Annotated in this window: 13 protein-coding genes; 2 read left to right on the top strand and 11 right to left on the bottom strand. The window is 63.8% G+C overall.

Annotation, left to right across the window (positions count from 1 at the left end; translation table 11 throughout):
- Positions 1-17 precede the first annotated feature (17 nt).
- From KA354_01725 to KA354_01675, 11 genes are all read right to left on the bottom strand, one after another.
- Entirely contained in the window at positions 18-1,388 is a 1,371-nt protein-coding gene (locus tag KA354_01725) for an O-antigen ligase family protein (GenBank protein ID MBP7933342.1), read from the bottom strand.
- Positions 1,389-1,400: 12 nt separating this feature from the next.
- The gene (locus tag KA354_01720; protein ID MBP7933341.1) at positions 1,401-2,708 is read right to left on the bottom strand and encodes a glycosyltransferase; all 1,308 of its coding nucleotides are present in this window, start codon (positions 2,706-2,708) and stop codon (positions 1,401-1,403) included.
- 76 nt (positions 2,709-2,784) lie between these two features.
- On the bottom strand, positions 2,785-3,669 hold the full coding sequence (locus KA354_01715) for a glycosyltransferase (GenBank protein MBP7933340.1): 885 nt from the start codon (positions 3,667-3,669) through the stop codon (positions 2,785-2,787).
- A 62-nt stretch (positions 3,670-3,731) separates the two neighbouring features.
- Positions 3,732-5,072 carry a flippase gene (locus KA354_01710; protein ID MBP7933339.1) on the bottom strand — a complete coding sequence of 447 codons (1,341 nt, stop codon included), beginning with the start codon at positions 5,070-5,072 and terminating at the stop codon, positions 3,732-3,734.
- Positions 5,073-5,124: 52 nt separating this feature from the next.
- On the bottom strand, positions 5,125-5,463 hold the full coding sequence (locus KA354_01705) for an acyltransferase (protein MBP7933338.1): 339 nt from the start codon (positions 5,461-5,463) through the stop codon (positions 5,125-5,127).
- Positions 5,464-5,794: 331 nt separating this feature from the next.
- On the bottom strand, positions 5,795-6,739 hold the full coding sequence (locus KA354_01700; protein MBP7933337.1) for a GDP-mannose 4,6-dehydratase: 945 nt from the start codon (positions 6,737-6,739) through the stop codon (positions 5,795-5,797).
- A 204-nt stretch (positions 6,740-6,943) separates the two neighbouring features.
- On the bottom strand, positions 6,944-7,555 hold the full coding sequence (locus KA354_01695) for a hypothetical protein (GenBank protein ID MBP7933336.1): 612 nt from the start codon (positions 7,553-7,555) through the stop codon (positions 6,944-6,946).
- 49 nt (positions 7,556-7,604) lie between these two features.
- Positions 7,605-8,093: a VanZ family protein gene (locus tag KA354_01690; GenBank protein ID MBP7933335.1), complete on the bottom strand. Its 489-nt coding sequence runs from the start codon at positions 8,091-8,093 to the stop codon at positions 7,605-7,607.
- 12 nt (positions 8,094-8,105) lie between these two features.
- Positions 8,106-9,638, bottom strand: a complete 1,533-nt coding sequence (locus KA354_01685) for a glycosyltransferase family 39 protein (GenBank protein ID MBP7933334.1) — start codon at positions 9,636-9,638, stop codon at positions 8,106-8,108.
- Positions 9,639-9,703: 65 nt separating this feature from the next.
- Positions 9,704-10,582, bottom strand: a complete 879-nt coding sequence (gene metF, locus KA354_01680) for a methylenetetrahydrofolate reductase [NAD(P)H] (protein ID MBP7933333.1) — start codon at positions 10,580-10,582, stop codon at positions 9,704-9,706.
- A gap of 290 nt (positions 10,583-10,872) precedes the next feature.
- Positions 10,873-12,750, bottom strand: a complete 1,878-nt coding sequence (locus KA354_01675) for a TolC family protein (GenBank protein ID MBP7933332.1) — start codon at positions 12,748-12,750, stop codon at positions 10,873-10,875.
- Positions 12,751-13,786: 1,036 nt separating this feature from the next.
- Between KA354_01675 and KA354_01670 the strand changes: the two genes are divergently transcribed.
- A complete protein-coding gene (locus KA354_01670) occupies positions 13,787-14,479 on the top strand; it encodes a GntR family transcriptional regulator (GenBank protein MBP7933331.1) in 693 nt (230 codons plus the stop codon).
- A 75-nt stretch (positions 14,480-14,554) separates the two neighbouring features.
- Entirely contained in the window at positions 14,555-18,514 is a 3,960-nt protein-coding gene (locus tag KA354_01665) for a DUF2341 domain-containing protein (protein MBP7933330.1), read from the top strand.
- Positions 18,515-18,680 lie beyond the last annotated feature (166 nt).

The raw sequence follows: 18,680 nt of genomic DNA, 5'->3' as shown, positions 1-18,680 counted from the left end.
GACGAGGCTCCCACAGGTCAGTACGCCGGAACCGGTGTGTAAACCGGCGCTTCGTATGTCTCCTGAACCCATGGACGATAAGTCCGCTCAAGCCAAACAAGGTATCCCAGAGACGCGGCACTCACGACCCAGAAAAGCTTGTAGTTCACCAGCGTGGCCGCCACTCCCCAGAAGAGCAGCAACACCTGGAGAAGACACAGACACCTCACCAGGACAAAGTCCGTTCTTGGCAGCGGCAGCCTGCTCACCGATCGAATCCGCAGCAGCAGGAACGCCCACCCTCCATAGAACAGACCCCAGCCGATGAAGCCCGTGTTGGCCGCAAGCCCAAGAAAGGTGTTGTGCGGGCTTCTCAGGCTCGAGCCGCCCAGACGACCAAGTTCGTAAGACACACAATCATACCCCACGCCCAGCATCGGATTATGCAGGGCCACTTCGAGCGACTTCCGCATGAACGCCGCACGGGCACCGGCGCTGGATTCCATCCGGCTGCTGGACGCAGTACCCAACATGGTCTCCATCCGCTTCCAGAACGGCGTCGTCGACATGTACAGAATCGCCGCGGCCAGCACGCCGCCAATCACGATCGCCCAGACGACCTTGCCGCCCGCCCGCGTGCTGGTCCTGCGGAGAACGTACCAGTACAGGGCCACAATGAGGAGGAAAAGGCCGATCATGGCCTGCCTTGAGCCGGTCAGGCCGATGGTCACCACGATGAAGCCCAGGCCCCCGATGAGTGCAGCTTTGGCCAGCTTGCCCCGACTGATCAGGAGGAGAGAAGCACCCGCCCACAGGGCCAGGCAACACAGCTTCCCAAGACCGTTCGGGTTGCCAAAGAGCCCCTGAATACGCTGTTCCCTTCCACCCGCATCCGTGGCCACCTCCACCCCTCGAGCCAGACCTGAAGCTCCACCCAGCGAGGCTGCAATGGTGGTCACTACGACTGCGGCCACCAGCCACAGAAACGCCCGCCGCCCGTTCACCGCGTTGGCCACCACGAAGGCCATCGGCAGCAATTTGAGCAGCGTCTTCAGGCCGTCCGAGGCAACCTGATGCTGTGAGGCACCGGGATAGCCCAGCAGGGCCCACGCGCAGAAACCGCTGGCCATCAGCATCTCCCGGGTGAATACCACCGGAACGCGGCTGGCGAAGATCGAGATCACGATCATCACCCCCAGCAGGCCGACAATGCCCTGCGAAAGATACCCCAGCTGGGTCGCAATCGACGCGTTGCCCCAGTAACTGATCAGGCCGGTGCAGAAGAAGATAATCGCGAGCATCGGACCCCGAACGCCCGCCGGTGGGCTATGGGCGCTTGCACCCTCCTGCACCTCCTGCGGGTATCCCCCCTGGAGAAGACTCGGATCAGCGGTTATCTGAGACACCATGCGACTCCTTCACTAGGCGGGACCATCCATCACCGACCTGAGCAGGTCGGCCAACCTGCGGCTGATCGAGCGGGATTCGTACGCCCGGACCCGCCCCTCGTCACGGTGGGACGCCAGACGACCCAAGACCAGATCACGAAGACAGTCGGCCAGACCCTCGACATCATTCAAGGCCACAACGCGCCCTACGCCGGTCTCACGGATCACATCGGCCGCAGCGCAATCAGGCGCCCCGGCCATGATGACCGGCCGCCCTGCACCCAAGTACTCATAGAGTTTACCCGGAATGCTCGTCTCGTGCCCCGACCCCACGATCAGCAGCAACGCCCCGGCCCCCTTGACCGCGGAAAGCACTTCCTTGTGGCTCCGCGAACCCCGAAACTCAACCATGTCCGCGACCCCCCCCGCCACCGCGGCCTCGTGCTCCTCCGGGCCGCCCGAACCGTAACTGACGTACCGGAAACTCGCCGGAGAAAGCACCCCAGCCTTGCACAGAATACCCATCGCCTGAATGAGCCATCGGGCCGTCCGGTTCCCGCCGCTCAGGCCACCGTGAACCAGAACCATCCGGTCAAACGGCTCCGGCAGCACGTCCACGAACTCCTCCGGATCATACCCGTTGGTCAACACCGCCCAACGGTCCGCCGGCAAGTCGGGATAGAGACGACAATACGCCCGATGACAGAGCTCGGAGTTGAGCACGACGCGGTCGGCCAACGCAAAAGCCTCGCCCTCCATCCGCCTCTCATGCTTGAGCCGCCACCGGTCACGCCCCTGATACCGCAGATCACCAGTCGTCCACGGATCACGAAGATCGAGAACAACCGGAACGCCAAAGGCCTTCTTCAGCCTCGGCACGATCCGGAAATAGCTGAACGGCGGACCGGTGATCCAGACCACGTCGACCCGCCGGCGTGCAAACACCCGAGTACACGCTCGAAACAGCCTCCTCGTACCCAGGACCCGGGTGTCCGGCAACAGGACCTTGTCCATCAGGCGCGACAGGACTCTCGCCGGCTTACGCGTCAGCCGGCCCACCAGGTCTCGGCGCAGCGTGACCCATCGACGAAGGTGCTCGGCCGGATCACCACAGCCAAATCGCACCACCTCCGTGGCCGGATCGATCTGCTCGACAAGCGTCTCATCGAGTCCCGGATGGCACTGGACCCGGGGCGTCACCACCACGCACTTCCATCCCAGCTCGGGGAGAAAACGGGTGAACCGAATCACCCGAAACGTGCCCGCCGCCTGCCGGGGAGGGAACGCCTGGGACAACATGAGCACAGCCCGAGTCTCCTCGGCAGTCGCAGAACTCACCATCCGTGCCCGCCTCTCGTCTCCCGCCGCCCCCGGCTGTGAATCACGAACCCGACTCCCGGATCACGTCCACCCAATCTCACCTCAGGATCTTCGCGTAGAGCGACCTGAGCTTGGCCGCTTCAACGTCGAGCGAGAAACACTCCCGCACCATGGCCGCACCGGCCAGGTTGGGCTCTCGCCGCTCCAGGATCTCGCCCAGCGACGCCTTCGCTTCCTCGGCAGAGCCGGCCCGATGGCAGCACTCCAGCGGCTGGTTGTAGATCACGTACCGACCGCGCGCCAGCATCTCGAGAACCATGGCCGACAGACTGTCGTGAAGAGGCATGCGAATCAAAACCGTCGAGGCCCGGTAAGCCTCTTCCATGTCTCCCAGGAAACCGAGAAACTCGACGTTCGGCGGAGCATCCACGCCGCGACCGCCGGCTCCGACAATCCGGAACTTCACCCCAGGGAAGGCCCGAGCCAGGTCCAATACCAGTGGTCCCTGGTAGAAGGCGAACTTCTCGTCGCTCCAGTAGCTCAGCACCGCCGGTTCACCAGGCAGATCCGCTACCGTCGCCTCAGTTTTCGCAGGCAGCAACCGGACAACCGCAGCCGCAACACCTACCGCGGTCAGCTCCTCCGCCAGCTGCGGCGAGTCCGCACAATGGGCCGCAGCCCACCGGCCCACCGCCCGGCGGCCCAACACCCGATCCAGACTGATCGCCCGACTTCGTTTGAACGCAAGCAGGTCGCTCCCAATCCAATGCCAGACCACCGGGCGACCGGTCGCCCGCAGCGCCGCCGCCGTCCGCCAGACCGTCGGACCACCAACATGGTGTATCGCCCCCAACCGGCGCCAGGTGCGGCCGCCCAGCCACCTCACCAGACCACCCCGACCGGCCGGAACCACCTCCTCGGGTGTGAACCCCGCCCGGCGCAGCAACTCCGTCGCCACGCGTCGCCAGTACGGGAACCCCATGACACCAATTCGTGCGACTTCCACTTGCGTTCATGCTTCCACAAACACCGCTCCGTCCACCATCACGCTTCAGCGGTCGCGGAACGCCGCCTAATGCGACTCGCCAACTTGCCCAGGACTTCCCACCCCGTCCGCCACACCAGCACCAGATCCGCTCGCCTGGGCCGCAGTTCATGCATCGCCCGGCCCGACTCCCGAACGTAAAACTTGATCCACAACACCAGAGCAACGAGATAACTGAGACTCGCGGCGATCGCCGATCCGCAGATTCCTAAAACCGGTATCAGCGAGAGATTGAGCGCCACGCTCACCGCCAGCGTCACCCAGGCAACGGTCATGTTGTACCCGGGCTTCTGCCGCGTGAGCAGATCGCTCGCGAGTATCGATGCCCCACCCAAAATGGCTACGCCTGGCAGAAGAAGTAGAAACGGAGGTATCGATCCCAGGAACTCCCAGCCGAACAGCAAAACGATTCCTGGAGCGCCCACGAGCGCGGTCCCGACCATCGCCGCAGCCGAGGCAATCACCGTCATCCGAAACACCGCGGGAACCTGTTCGCGGCGCGTCTCCAACTCGTTGGCCAGCCGAGGCAAGAACGCCGTCGAGATCGAACTCGGCAGCACCTTCAGATGCTCGGCTACGCCGACAGCCTGGGTGTAGAGCCCCAGTTGAAACTCATCAACCATGTATCCCTGAATGCCCTGGTCGATCCGGTAAACGAGAAAGCCGGCAAACGTGGCCAGACAGATGGGCCAGCCGAAACGGAGGCTCTTCACCAGCATCTCGCGGTCCCACCACCGGCTCCGCCAGTCAATGTCCTTCCGCAGGCAAAACACCGTCAGGCCACCACCCATGAGCGACGCCGCCACGTTCACCCAGACCGCCGCCAGAACACCGTACCGCAGAATCACCAGGAACAGGAAGAGGAGCACCAGCAGCACCAGTCCGTTGACGATCCGCAACATCGCCGCGGTCACCACCCTTCCCGAACCGCGAAGCAGGCCGAACATGAGCGTATTGAACATGGTGATCGGGGCGATGAAGCACATGGCCCAGATGATCGGCTGATCCAGCAGGGCGAACTTCCCGCGGGGAACGGGCAGCCACCAGAAATAGGCTCCTATGACCAGCGAACTGACGACGGCACCGACAGCCGTGAAGACCAGAGAGTGAAAGAAAAGGACCGTTCTGGCCTCTCTGTACAAGCCGGCAAACGTGTTGTTAACCACCTCCTGCCCCAACAAGGCGAACGTGCTCGTGATCGTCGGAATCAGGAAGGCCATGGCCAGCAGGCCCCGGCCAGCCGGACCGAGCGTCCGCGACGTGACCGTCGCCGTCCCCAGCATGATCACGATCAGGGCCAGATTGCCCACGAACGTCGCACTGATGTCACGCTTCAACATGCGAATGGTCAGTTCGAGACCGGAGAACCCGCCACTGCAGGGCCGCCCTCCGTCACCCCTGCCCCCCGTCGCCCGGCACCTTGCGGCAGCCGATCACCCGGGCCGGAACACCCGCCACAATCGCGTTCTCAGGAACGTCTCGGGTCACCACCGCTCGTGCTCCAATGACCGCCCCGTCGCCAATCGTCACCCCCGGCAGCACCGAACACCCCGCTCCGATCCACACATCACGGCCGATCCGCACGGCCTCAGACTCCAGAGCCTGATCACGAATGAGCCGCCCCGCCGCAATGCCATGATTGACGTCGGTAATGTGACAGCCCGGCGCGATCAGACAGTCATCGCCGATGCAAACCGATCGATGAGCCAGAATGATCGATCCCCGCCCCAGATACGTCCGGCTGCCCACGAGAAGCTCACCCTCCGGCCAGACGCTCACGTAACAGTCTCGCCCTACGTGAACCTGCTCGCCAAACCGCGTCCGCTCAGGATGCGTAATCTCGACACCGCGCTCCAGCATGAGCCCCTCGCCGAAAACCAGTCCCCGCCGCCGAAGACTACAAATGCGAACACGATCACGCAGCGAAAACACCCAGCCTCCAACTCGATCCAGGATGCTCATCGATTCACCGCAGGGTCGTGCCCCTCAGGACCGCGGAGGCCTCGCCTGGGCTGGCCGCCCCAACCACCCACCGCCAACGCAACGCCCTGCCCCAACAACCTCATGATCCCCGCAACCATCCAACAAACTCCGCCAGCCCCGCCGTCAGATCCGTCTTCGGCTCGAACCCCAATTCCGCCCGCGCCCGACTCACGTCCGCAAACGTCCGCTCCACATCACCCGGTTGAATGGGCAGCCGATCGACCATCGCTCTCTTGCCCAAGGCCCCCTCCAACGCGCCGATCAGATCGGACAGCGATACCGGACTCGAATTACCCAGGTTGTAGATGTGATACCCGCTCGCTCGCTCCATCGCCGCTACGATGCCAGCTACAATGTCCGAGATGAAGGTGTAGTCCCTCATCATCGTACCATCCCCAAACACCGGGATCGGCTTGCCTTGCTCGATCAGCCGGGCAAACTTGTGGATCGCCAGATCCGGCCGTTGCCGCGGCCCATACACGGTGAAAAAACGCAAACACGTCACCGCCATGCCAAACAGGTGATGATACGTGTGGCAGACCAATTCGCCGGCCTTCTTCGTCGCAGCGTAAGGCGAGATCGGATGATCCACATTGTCCAATTCGCTAAATGGGACCTTCCTGTTGTTGCCGTAAACACTCGAACTGCTCGCAAAGATGAACCGACCGACCGCGTGCTTCCGCGCCGCCTCCAGCAACACACCGGTCCCATGGATGTTTACATCCTCGTACAGCAGAGGCTCTTCAATGGACGGCCGAACCCCCGCCCGGGCGGCCAGGTGCACCACCGCGTCCACCCCCCCGCCTAAGACGGCATCAACGACCACCCCGTCCCGAATGTCCCCCTCAACAAGCCTAAAACCCTCTTGGCCAAGACAGCCCGACACGTTCCGCCACTTCACCACCGGATCATAAAAGCTGTCAAACGAGTCCAGCCCCGTCACCCGCCAGCCGCCCCGCAGCAGGGCTTCAGAAAGATGCGAGCCAATAAACCCCGCCGCACCAGTGACGACAACGTGTCCCATGAACGGTTTCCGACCCCCTGCCCTGCCTAGACTCCGTCCCCGTCGGCCGCCGTAGCGCCCAACTTATCGGACCACCCCAATCGAGGGCCAAATTGCCGCAAACACGGCAATGACAATATGATATCGGTCCGCCACAACCCCGCACAGGAGTTGGGGATCGGTTTTGAACAGAGTTTTCCAGCTTGTCCGAAAGCCTAGCCTTCGCTATCCCGGACGGGACGCCGAGCGACCACCAGCCCCGGCCCCAACGGGCGGGTCCGTCTTCTCCACATCTTCAGCGCTGATCTCGACATGAACGCTCTGACCCAGCGTGGTCACGTTCAGATGAAGACGCCAGCGGTCAGCACGACGCGTGACAACCCCCTCCAGACCCCGAAGCGGTCCGGCGACGATCCGTACCCAATCCCCAACCTCCAATCGGCTGGACACACTGAAATCATTCGTGTGCGCCAGCAAATGATGAACCTGCCGCAGTTCGGCCACAAGCTGCCCTTGATCCGGAACGTTCAACACCTGGGCAATGCGGTTTGTACGTAACGCCAGGTAACGCTGTTCCTCGTTGGCCAGAAAAAAAACATACCCCGGAAACACCGGAACCATGCTCCGGGACACACGCCGCGTCACCGCACTCCGGGTCACCCGCTCCGTCAGCGGCAGGTAGCTGAAGATCTGTATCCGGCCCATCTCCTCGGCCAGGATCTTCTCATTCCGCGAACGAGTGTGGGCCACATACCAACGACCCTCGCCTTCCGCGGGCACCACAAGACGGGATTCCGGCACAATCAAACCGCTGTCCGACCCAAGCCCATCTGCCAACGTCGTTACTCCTGACTCACCAAATACAACCTTAACTGACGCATTCCCGTCAGGCCGATACCCGATCCTCACCTGATCTGAACCGCCAGTAGAGCCGGAACACCACCAGACTCGCCAGCAACCCGCCCACGTCGCACACGAAGTCGATAACGTCCGGCGTCCGCCCCACAACCGCCTGCGTGCACTCGTCAAACGCCGCCCAGACAACCCCGCCCGCCAGCACCCACCCTATCACCCATCGGCTCACCGCGCGCCGACTCACCAGGAAGATCATCCACCACAACAAACCCCAGACGGCGTACAAACCAAAGTGCACCAACCGATCGAACTCCGGAAACGGCCAGCCGCTTTCCGGCCTGAAACGGTCTACGTCCGGCCAATGCGTCGCACAGAACATCAGAACCCAGTAGCCAATCAGCGTTCTCCGGAGGATCCGAAACGAAGGTAAACGCCGCCGGAGCAGTCGCGTCCCCCCAAGCACACGCGGGGCCGCCTCCCCTCCGACCACAACCTTACCTTGGTCCTCAGCCACGCTCATCGACCTCGATCCTCAGCCTCGCTCATCGACCGCCCCGCTCGCTGGAGCAGACCCACTGCCGTTCGGATCGTCCCACCGAAGCCTGTAGACCTCGATCGGCCCGAAGTCCGGGTCACGAAACGCACTCACCAGACTCCCCCGCTGCCGGCAGACCTGGTCGACGATGTAGTCGGGCCGCCACGCCGGCATCGACATCGGAGGCACATCAACCCCCCGACTTGCCTCGAACTTCCAGGCCGTGCGGACCGCGTAGCCAAAACCGTGACGCGCCACGTCCTCTACCGTCGCTCGCCAGCGATAGTCGAGCGGGTATGGACCATATCGAAAACGACCCTCCTGTACCAGCCAAAATAGCTGCTCACCATATACCTTCGCTTCAGGGCCGGTGATCGCCGATATCCTGGCCGCCACGCGATCCAGATCCGCGTTCCGAACACGCCAGATCATTAGCCCAATACCGGCCGCGCTCATCCCGACATACAGGACCACAGCCCCTGCCACGACGCCCATCTGCCACCAACGGGCCGAACGGCCCTCCACCCGCCGCTCCACCAGGAGGCGTTCACCCATCCGCACCGCAAGTGCCACCATCAGCGGAATGAGACCCACCAGGTACCGCGACGTGTTGTTCACCGTCGTGAATGGCATGGCCGCCGCAAACAGCAGAATGCATGTCGCCATGGCCTTGTCCCCTCGCGTTGAGCGGACCCATCCCGCCAGCCAGCCGACCAGAATCACCGCCGCCAGCGGAGCACCCTTCGGCCACTGCAGAAAATGCCTCCACCGCTGCAACTCACCCGTCACGATCACCGACCACCCGGTCGAAACCACCGGCTTCCCGCCGCGCATCTGCTCAAAAAACCGAACCTGAGGATCCTGAGTCGCCCAAAGCACATACCCAATATAAGGCAACAGCGTGACCAGAAAAGCAGGAAGACCCCAGATCACCAGGGTGCGGAGCCGCGTCGGCCTCATCCAGCACAACACGCCACCAATCAGCGCCACCCCGAGCACAAGTCCCGTCGGATGAGCCAGGGCGGCCAGGGCTGCCATCACCCCCGCGCCCACTGCTGCAAACCGCGGCCGCCGATCCACCTTGCCAACCCATACCCATAAGGCCGACCACGCCAGGGCAATCACGAAAATGTCCGGCCGCACCCGCCGGCTCAACTCGAAAAACCATGGATGCATCAGCGTGAACAAGGCCACCCATAACGCCAGCCGCCGCCCCAGCCAGACTCGCATCACTCCGTAGATGGCCGCCACCGCCAGCATCCCCATCAACACGGATGCCACTCGGCTGGTAAACAGACTAAAGCCAAAAACGTGGTACATCCCCGCCAGCAGCAGCGGCTGAATCACCTGGTTCTGCACGAAATGGACATGTAGCCCCCCCCAGCCTTCAATGATCCCGTGCCGAAGCGAGCCGTCATAGGCCAGGCAGTAACCGAGCGAGGCTTCCCAGGCGTCATCGTTGTACACCCGGGGAACCGTCTTGAGGCAGACCAGCCCCAACCCAAGCTGGACGACAACCAGTAGGGCCACATCCCGCGCCCATCTCCCGGTCGCGACCCATTCCTCGCCAGTCGGTGGAGAATCCTCGGACATGATCACTTGGCGGCCAAGCCCAGATTCTGCAGCACCTCGCGCGTCGAATGCACCCGGTTCAGCGTGTAGAAGTGAAAGCCCGGCACGCCGTACTCGATCAACTCCTGGCACATCTCCGTCGCCACCTCGACACCGTATTCCCGCGAGGCGATGTGATCGTCACCGAACGTGTCCAGCTTCCTGCTAACCTCGGCCGGTACCTTCGCCCCGCACAGACTGCAGAAACGACGGATCTGCGGACCACTCAGAATGGGCAGAATCCCGGGCACAACGGGTACCTGCACACCCATCTTGTTCTTGAGGTACTGGTCAAACTCGAAAAAGTCCCGGTTGTCATAAAACAGCTGCGTTATGACCAGCCCCGCCCCGGCTTCGACCTTCTCCGCGCAACGTTGCCAGTCCGCCACCTTGTCCGGGCACTCCGGGTGCCCTTCCGGATAGCCGGCCACGGCCACATCCAAGCCGCCTCGCCTGCTCAGGTAGGCCACCAGGTCCGCCGCATACCTCAAACCGGCCGGATTGGCCACGAAACCGGGGTCGTCCTTGGGCGGATCACCCCTCAAGGCCACAACATTGGTGATGCCCTGTTCGTGAATGTGATCGAGGAACGTGTCGATCTCCTCGGTGGTGGCCCCTACACATGTCAGATGACTGGCGACTTCCAGATCCGTTGCCTGCCTGATACGCGTGATCGTCTCAAGCGTCTTGGCCTTGGTCGTCCCCCCCGCTCCGTACGTGCAGGTCACAAAAGCCGGCTCCAGCTTGATCAGAGCGGGCAACGCCTGCCCAAACAGCTTCGCCTCACCGTCGCTGTCCTTCGGCGGAAACAACTCGAACGAAATCGTAATCCCACCTCGCCGGTGGGCGTCGGACATCCTCACGTTCTCACTCCGTCTGATAAACCCCGGGGCTCAACCCACCGGTCAAGCCCCTCCCCATCTATCGGCCATCGCGGCAAGGCCAACAAGTGATTAGGCCGGAGTTTACGCTGCATGCCCGGGTCGAACAAGCAAGGTCCAAGCCACCCTGGCCCGCTCGCCACGAAGTACCCAGGGCTCCTGCCATCTCCCTTTCGCCCGCCAGGGCTGAAGAAAGGTGCAGCCACCGGGCAGACGCCTCAGCCTCCGTCAGGAGCGATCCGACCGCCTGTCCGCCGGGCTGGTGTGAAACCCTACTTCTTCTGAGCATTTATAGGAGGTATTACCTTGAAAACGGCGCCTTCTAGTTCCTGGGCCTTTTGCACGGGCGACGGGCCCGGCGAGGCCGGCACCACGGGCAGGGTCGGGGGCTTCAGGGCAGGCAACCCGCCCGGAGGAGCCGGCACCGCGGGCAAAGCGGGAGCCTTCAGGGCCGGCATGCCCGGAGAAACCGGCCCCGCAGGTAGGGCCGGCACGCCAGTCAACGACTGACCGACCGGGGTCGCAGGCAGGGCGCTCGGAATCGGCACACTCAGCGTAGGCGTCGTCTTGCCGGAAGCGGTCGGGGCAGCCAGTTCCGCCGCCGGCATGGTCGCCGCCACGGCCAGCGGAGCTCCGACCGCCTGTTCCAGGTCGGCAATCGCCGTGGTCGCATTGCCCCGGGCCTGCAGGTGCTGATGACGAACATCGAACAGGGTCCGCTGAGCATCCAGCAACGTCACCGCCGGGATCTTCCCCGTCTGGTAATCCGCTTCCGCACCCTTGAGATTCAGCTCCGCCTGCGGAACGAGCTTGTCCCGGTAAAACGTGAGATTCCGCGAGGCCAGCTCGGCCCGGTCGTGCTGCATCGCAATGTCATGGCCCACGTTGGTCTCGAGCAGCTCACGCTGCTTCACCGCCTGCTCATGAAGCAGCTTGGCCTTGGAAACCTGGGCCAGGTTCTGGTCAAAAATCGGCAGCGTGACCGCCAGAAGTGGCCCCAGGGCCGCCTCCTCCTCGGGTTCGGCGGCCGCGGTCAGACCACCCAGCGGCAACGCGGCACCCGCACCCCCGGTTATGCCGCTGAGTGCCCGCGAACGCACATTGGTCCTCACCGCATCCCGAATCGTCGCCAGCCGACTCTTGCTGGTCTCCTCGATCTGCGGTTCACGCTCCATGTCCATGCCCAGATTAAACGCCGGAATCATCTTGGTATACTCGGATTTGATCTGGGCCTGAGTCGCCACCTCGGCCTTCGAGGCCGCCTGGAGATCCACCCGTTTCACACGGGCCACTGCGATGGCTTTGTCGGCAGGAAGCGGCACCGAACCCGCATCACGCAGCCGATCCGTCAGCCGCACGTGATCCGGCAACGACGCTAAACTGAGCAACTTAGCCAACTGGTGACGCCTCACCGCCACCTCGGCCTTCGCTTCCTGGGCGGCCAGCTCCGCCTGCATCGCGTCGCCACGCACCATGTCCACATCCAAGGGCGACGCGGCCGGGCTTCGCCGCCCGCGGACCACGGCCACCGATGCGCTCGCCTGCTGGGCGTTCCGGCTCGCCAGGTCGGCGCTGTCCTCCGCCGTCACCGCATCCTGATACGCCCGCCGGACGTTGCCGGCTACGCTGCTGCCCACTCCGGCCACGCGCAAAACGGCTTGCTCGACCAGCCCCTCCGCCACCTTCTTGCGGATCGGAATCTGCCAGAGGTCAGCGATGTTCTGAGAGAAAGCACCCAGGATGTCCGTCGAACCGCCACCACTTGGAAAACGCAGCGCCGTGCTGATCGTCGGGTTCGCCAGCAGACCCGACTGAACCCAATCGGCCCGCGCCACTCCAATGTCATAGAACGCCGCCTGCAGCTCCCGGTTGTTGAGCAACGCAATGCGAACCGCTTCCTCCTGCGCCAGCCCCTCCGCCAGGAAGGCCTGAATCTCGTCCTCGGTCAGCCCAGGCTCCGCAGGCGAGTAGACCACGTCCTGGCCGGCACTGGCCTTGATCAGATCGCGAGCCCGCGCATAATCAGGTTTCGGGTCCACTTGTGAACAGCCAAAACAGCACACTGCCATCGCCACACTGCAGGCTGCTCCGAGATACTTCGCCGCGAGCATCAAGACTCCACAACCACCTTCCTCAACACCATGCTTCATAGAAGCCACTCCTCGTTCTCGCCTCGACAGGAAACGCCACGCTACCGCACCCTCGCGACCCACAGCCACCCGATATGGCCCCGGTAGCGCACCGCCCTCGCCTCATCCGCCAAACAAAACGCCAACCACCAGCCTTCGGCCAGCCCTCGCGGACCGCCGGGCCTCCGTGAGCAACGACCACCTGCCCCGCCGATTCTCCTGAATCCAAGTTCATCGAAGGTAAGCAGGGCCCCTAACCTATCACAGCCTACCTACCGGTCAAGCGTTCAGGACCGGCGCACTGCGACACGCAGCAAGCTCACCCAAGCCGCCCCGATCACAGCGGCGAAATCCCACGTCCCGAGCTCGGCCGTCCCGGGCACGAAACCACAGTCGAACCACGCTCCCGGCCGCAGGAGCTGAGGCGATCGACCGCGATCCCCACCACCCCGGCGAGACAAGGGTGAACAACGCCGACCAGGACGAACACCTCCGGCACGGCGATTGCCCCGACCATCACCCTGCCCCTGCGACAACACCGGGCAACGTGGCAACACCGAGGGCATGTACCCCGACCCCAGTCTGGCCGTCAGGCCCCAGGACATCGCAAACGCTACCCATGACATCTCACGGATCGACCCGCGCCGCAATCCTTGCGGCCCCCACCGGCCCCAAATCCGACCAGCCGGCAAGTGTTGGAGGACGCCACGCCAAGTCACCCAAACCCGGGATGCGAACCACTCGCCGAGAGATTCCACACCTTCATCTTCGATATGGCTGGCCACGCCTTCGACCACGGCTCCCCCCAAAGCACCCCCGCTCCCATGCCACGCCGGAAGCCCCTCCGGCGACCGCGAGAAAAGAACCTGGCCTCCAGCGAATCACCAGACATCGAGGGGAAACAGGAGAATGGGCCTGCGAACCGGCGATCAGGCCAAGAACACCCGATGGGTCCGATAACATGCGATCGGTCCCATAAGATGCAAACACAGCGCTGGAATCGAACGGATGACCTTGACCTGGGGTGGGTGAGTGATATGATATAGCATGATACATCATGGAACCAACCCTCGCAGATCGCGCATACCACGGCCTTAGGCAGAAGCTCGTCCGCGGCGAGCTTCAGGCGGGCCAGCGTCTCGTCAACCGGGTCATCGCAAAGGAGCTGCGTGTCAGCCAGACGCCGCTTCGAGAGGCGATCAACCGTCTAGTGAGTGAAGGGGTCTTCGAGTTTGTGCCGGGCGCCGGGGCCTACGTGCACCAGATCGACTTCCAGGAGCTGCTCCAACTCTACGACCTGCGCGAGCACCTCGAACCCTTCGCGGCTCGCCGGGCAGCTCGCCACATCACCGACGCGGAACTCCTCGAGATGGAGGCCATTTGCGCGGACTGGCGGCGTATCGCCCGGCACATCCGCGACGAGGGACGCACGAGCGCCACACCCGACGAGATGCTCCGATGGAACGACAATGAGGAGCGATTCCACGCCCTGCTTCTGCTGGCATCACGCAATCGGTGGCTGACGGCCATCGTCGGAAACCTCCGCCTGCTCGCCATGGCCTTCGCGGTGCAGCGCCAAAACCCGCAGATGCTCAGCCTGCGGGCCGCGGCAATAACCTGGCGCGACCACGCACGCATCGTCCGTACCCTGCGTTCAGGTGACGAAGAACAAGCGGAGCAGATGATGCGCCGACACGTGGCCTTCGGACGAAGCTTCGTGCTGGAGTCGCTGCAAGGGCAGACGCCCTAACCGAAATGATGGGCGGCGCGAACGTCGCCCCAACTCACATGTCTCGTCTTGGCCGAGGAGGCGGGAGAAAGTGTCATGAGCATGAGCATGCGTTTGGCGGCCGTAACCCTCGTGGGCTGCCTGCTGGCCGTCGGGGCGTCCGCTCCGGCAGACGCCGCAACCATCACCAATCCATGGTCCGGTACGGCCGGAGACCGGGCCAACTACTCCGCGTTCGCGTTCCGCGTCACGGCAGGCAATTATCCGAACAGCATCGATCCGCTCGGGGCGCTGAACGAAGTTCAGGTGGTTGGGCTCGATTCGCTGACCTTCACGCGTCCCGCAAACGATACAACCCAGACCCCCATCCTGGGGATTGCCAACGGACAACTGAGCAGCGTGACCGCACCGGTCTTCCTGGACGTCTACACAAGCCGCGACGGGATCCTGTCCTACTCCGGCTACCTCGGATCCTCCACCAATTCAGTCATCTTCAACGACGGTATCGACCCGATCTCGCCAGGCGAGTCGTTCACCTTCTACTTCTCAGGCCTTCTCATCGATAAGGACACGACATACTGGCTGGTCTTCTCCGAGGACGCGATGGAGGGTGAGGTCTCCAGTTTCCGCACCCGGGTCAACACGTCCGGCAGCGACGGCGCGGCCGGACCGGGAAGAGGATATCTGGTTGGAAATACTGCCCAAGTGGAATACCCGGGAGCCCTGCAGGACTGGGGCGTCGAATTCATCGCCGTCGTGAATCCCAACCCGGGCGACTCAGCCACGGTCACGATCACGGCCGGCACACCCGCCGGCGAACCGGCAACCCCCGGCTCCTTCACGGTGACCCGCACCGGCGGGCCCTCCGGAGATCTGGAGGTGTCTTATCTCCTCAGCGGCACCGCCATCGCGGGCGTCGATTACCTGAACCCCTCCGGCTCCGTCACCATCCCTGCAAACCAGGCCCAGGCGAGCTTCACCATCACTCCGATCGACGACAGCGAGGTCGAGGATACGGAGACAATCACCGCGACCCTGACGCCAAGATCATACCTGGTCGGCACGCCCGACACCGCCACCATCGAACTGACCAGCGACGACACACCCGCCACCGTGACCGTGCAGGCGCCAGACGCAGCGGCCGGCGAGGTGGCAGGTGACCCCGGGTCTTTCGTCGTGACTCGCACGGGCCCAACGCTGTTTGCGCTGACCATCGCCTACGCCATGTCCGGCGGAGCCACGAACGCGGCCGACTACGCCTACCTCAACGGAATCTTGGTCATTCCCGCCGGCGAAGCCAGTGTGACCATCCCGGTAACCCCTTTCGAGGACGGCACCACTGAGGGAACAGAAACCGTCATCCTGACCATCACTCCCAGCAATGCCCCGATCGCCCAGTACGCGGTCGGGCCGCAGAGCTCGGCCACCGTCACCATCGCCGACGACGGTTCCTGGAATCACTGGACGCAATCACTCCCCCTGGTCTTCGGGGGCTATACCGGGAGCGAAGCCTTGACCGACTTCCCCCTCCTCGTGGTGCTGACACCCGATCGCGTGGGCAACTACGCGGGCTTCGCGGCCAACGGTGCGGACATCCGTTTCAAGTTCGGGGATCTGAGCCTCCCCTTCGAGATCGAGAGCTGGGATCCGGCCGGGGCATCGTTCATCTGGGTGCGCGTACCGCTCATCGCCAGCGGCTCCGATTCGATGACCTTGGTCTGGAACAACCCGACAGCCATCGCCGCCCAATGCCTTAACCTCTTGTGGTCCGGCGACTACATCGGTGTCTGGCACCTGAACGGGCCCGGCAACGACGGCCGCTATCTGGACTCCACCCTGCGCGGCAACGACGCCAGCCCGATGAGCGCGTTGGCCACCCCCGACTTGCCCGATCCCGTACTCGCCCGGATCGGAAAAGGGGTGAGCTTCGCGGCCAGCCAGCAGAACTACCTGGACACGGGCAATAGAGAGAACCTCGGCGACGGCATCAGCAGCACGGGCTTTACGGTGACCGCCTGGGCCCGCAGCCCGGCCGCACCCATTTCCCTCCAGGCCAGCGGCCTCGTGCATCGCGAAAGCAACTACCAGATCAACTGGAACCACGCCCAGGCCGCGTTCCAGGGCGCCTTCGCCCTCAACTGCCAAGGCGGCGTGCAAGGGGCCGCCTGGTACTCCTCCAGTCTCGAACCGCTTGAGGCTGAGACCTGGTACTACCTGGTGGGAACCTACGACGGCGAGACCCTCAAGAGCTATCGTGACGGTGTGCTGGTCAGTCTCAACGAGGGACCGTCCGGCCCGCCGATCGCCGAAACCAGCTCGCTCAAGTTCGGGCGCCACGCCGCCGCCGCCCAGTACTTCACCGGTGTCGTGGACGAGGTGCAGATCCTGGCGGCCGCCCGGTCCGCCGATTGGATCGCGAACCAGTACGCCACCATGGTGGACGACTTCATTCTCTACGGGGGCAGCGCGGCCCAGGTCCAGATCGCGGCCAGCCAATCGAACGCGGCCGAGCCCGCCACCCACGGCGAGTTCCTGATCACTCGCTCGGGAGGCAGCATGAACCTGCCGCTGACCATCGAGTATAAGGTGAGCGGAACAGCAACCGCCGGCGGTGATTACACCGCCCTGCCCGGCACACTGACACTGGCCGCCGGCCAGAGCGAGGCAACACTCGCGGTGAACGTGATCCATGACTGGCTGCCCTTGGAGGGGTCCGAGACCGTCGTCCTGACGCTCACCGATCGCGTGGCTTACGCCATCGCCGGAACACCCGACGCAACCGTCACGATCGCCGACGCGGCCGAGGACGCCATCAGCAATTGGCAGAATAAGCGCAGGATCGGCTTCGGCGGCTTCCGGGGCAGCACGCCCCTCCAGGATTTCCCCGTGCTGGTCACGCTCACCGCATCCGCCACGAATGACTACGCCGGCTTCGCCGCGACCGGAGCAGATATCCGGTTCTCCGATGCCGCCGTGACCACCGCCCTGGCATTCGAGATCGAGAAGTGGGATCCGACCGGAACCTCGCTCATCTGGGTGCGAGCCCCCCAGGTCTCCTCCGTCGGCGACTACATCTGGATGTACTGGAATTACCCGGACGCCGCCGCTGCCCAGATGGCCCGCAGCACGTGGTCGTCCTCCTACCTGGGCGTCTATCATTTCGCCGACCCGGTCGCCATCACCGACTCGACAGCCCATGGCCGCAACGGCATGAATACGAACACCACCAGCGTGCCCGACGAGGTCGACCCGGTCGGCGCGATCGGCTTGGGCCGCAGGTTCGATGGCACCAGCGCGTTCATCGACCTCGGCAGCCCCTTCCTCAGCAACCTGCATGAGTTCACCCTCAGCGGGTGGATCCACCCGAAAACCCTCGGAACCCGGATGGGATTGTTCGGGCAAAACGACGCCATCGAGTTCGGCTTCATCACCGGGACAGCCTCCCCCTTCGACCTCACCGGCTACACCCTGGCCGCCGGAAGCGTGGTAGCCCCCTACACGCCCGCCCTCAACGAGTGGCACTACCTGCACCTGGTCGGCAATCCGGGAGTCCCAGGAGCATACCCGGCGGTGCCTGGGCCCCAGCTGTTCATCGACGGCGTCCTGGTGGCCACCGGCGGCGATGCCCCCGTGGACGAAATCGCCAATAAGCCCGGCTACTACGGCGCCTCCAGCTACACCGTCAAGATCGGCGGAGGCGGGGTGTGGGATACATCCGGCAACTGGTTCAACGGACTGATGGACGAAATCCGCCTGGCCAACGTCGCGCGTTCGGCGGACTGGATCGCCAACGAGTACGCGACCATGATCGGCACCTTCACCCGATGCGGAACCCCGATCGTGGACGGAGACCAGGACGGAGACGTCGACCAGGTGGACTTCAGCATGCTCCAGTTGTGCTTCGGGACCGTTTCCGGACAATGGCCCCGAGCCGAGTGCGCCTGCTTCGACACCGACAGCGACCTGGCCATCACATCACAGGATGTGGAGGACTTCGTCAGGTGCGCCTCGGGACCCTACGTGGAGGCCAATCCCGACTGCCTGTCGCTGCCCTGACAGCTCGACGGGCGACGGATCTCAGCAGGACGCCACGGCGACTCGGACTGCTCGCGTACCGGCAAAACCGTGGAACCCGTGGCGGTGAGCAGACCATGCATGGCGCGAACGTCGCGCCAGCCCGCACACGCCGGCTCGCGTGTCATACCTCAACCAAAGGAGTTGG

This window comes from Phycisphaerae bacterium (assembly GCA_018003015.1).
Classification (GTDB): Bacteria; Planctomycetota; Phycisphaerae; order UBA1845; family PWPN01; genus JAGNEZ01.
The sequence above is the reverse complement of the archived record's forward strand: the minus strand, read 5'-3'. Positions and strand labels throughout refer to the sequence as shown.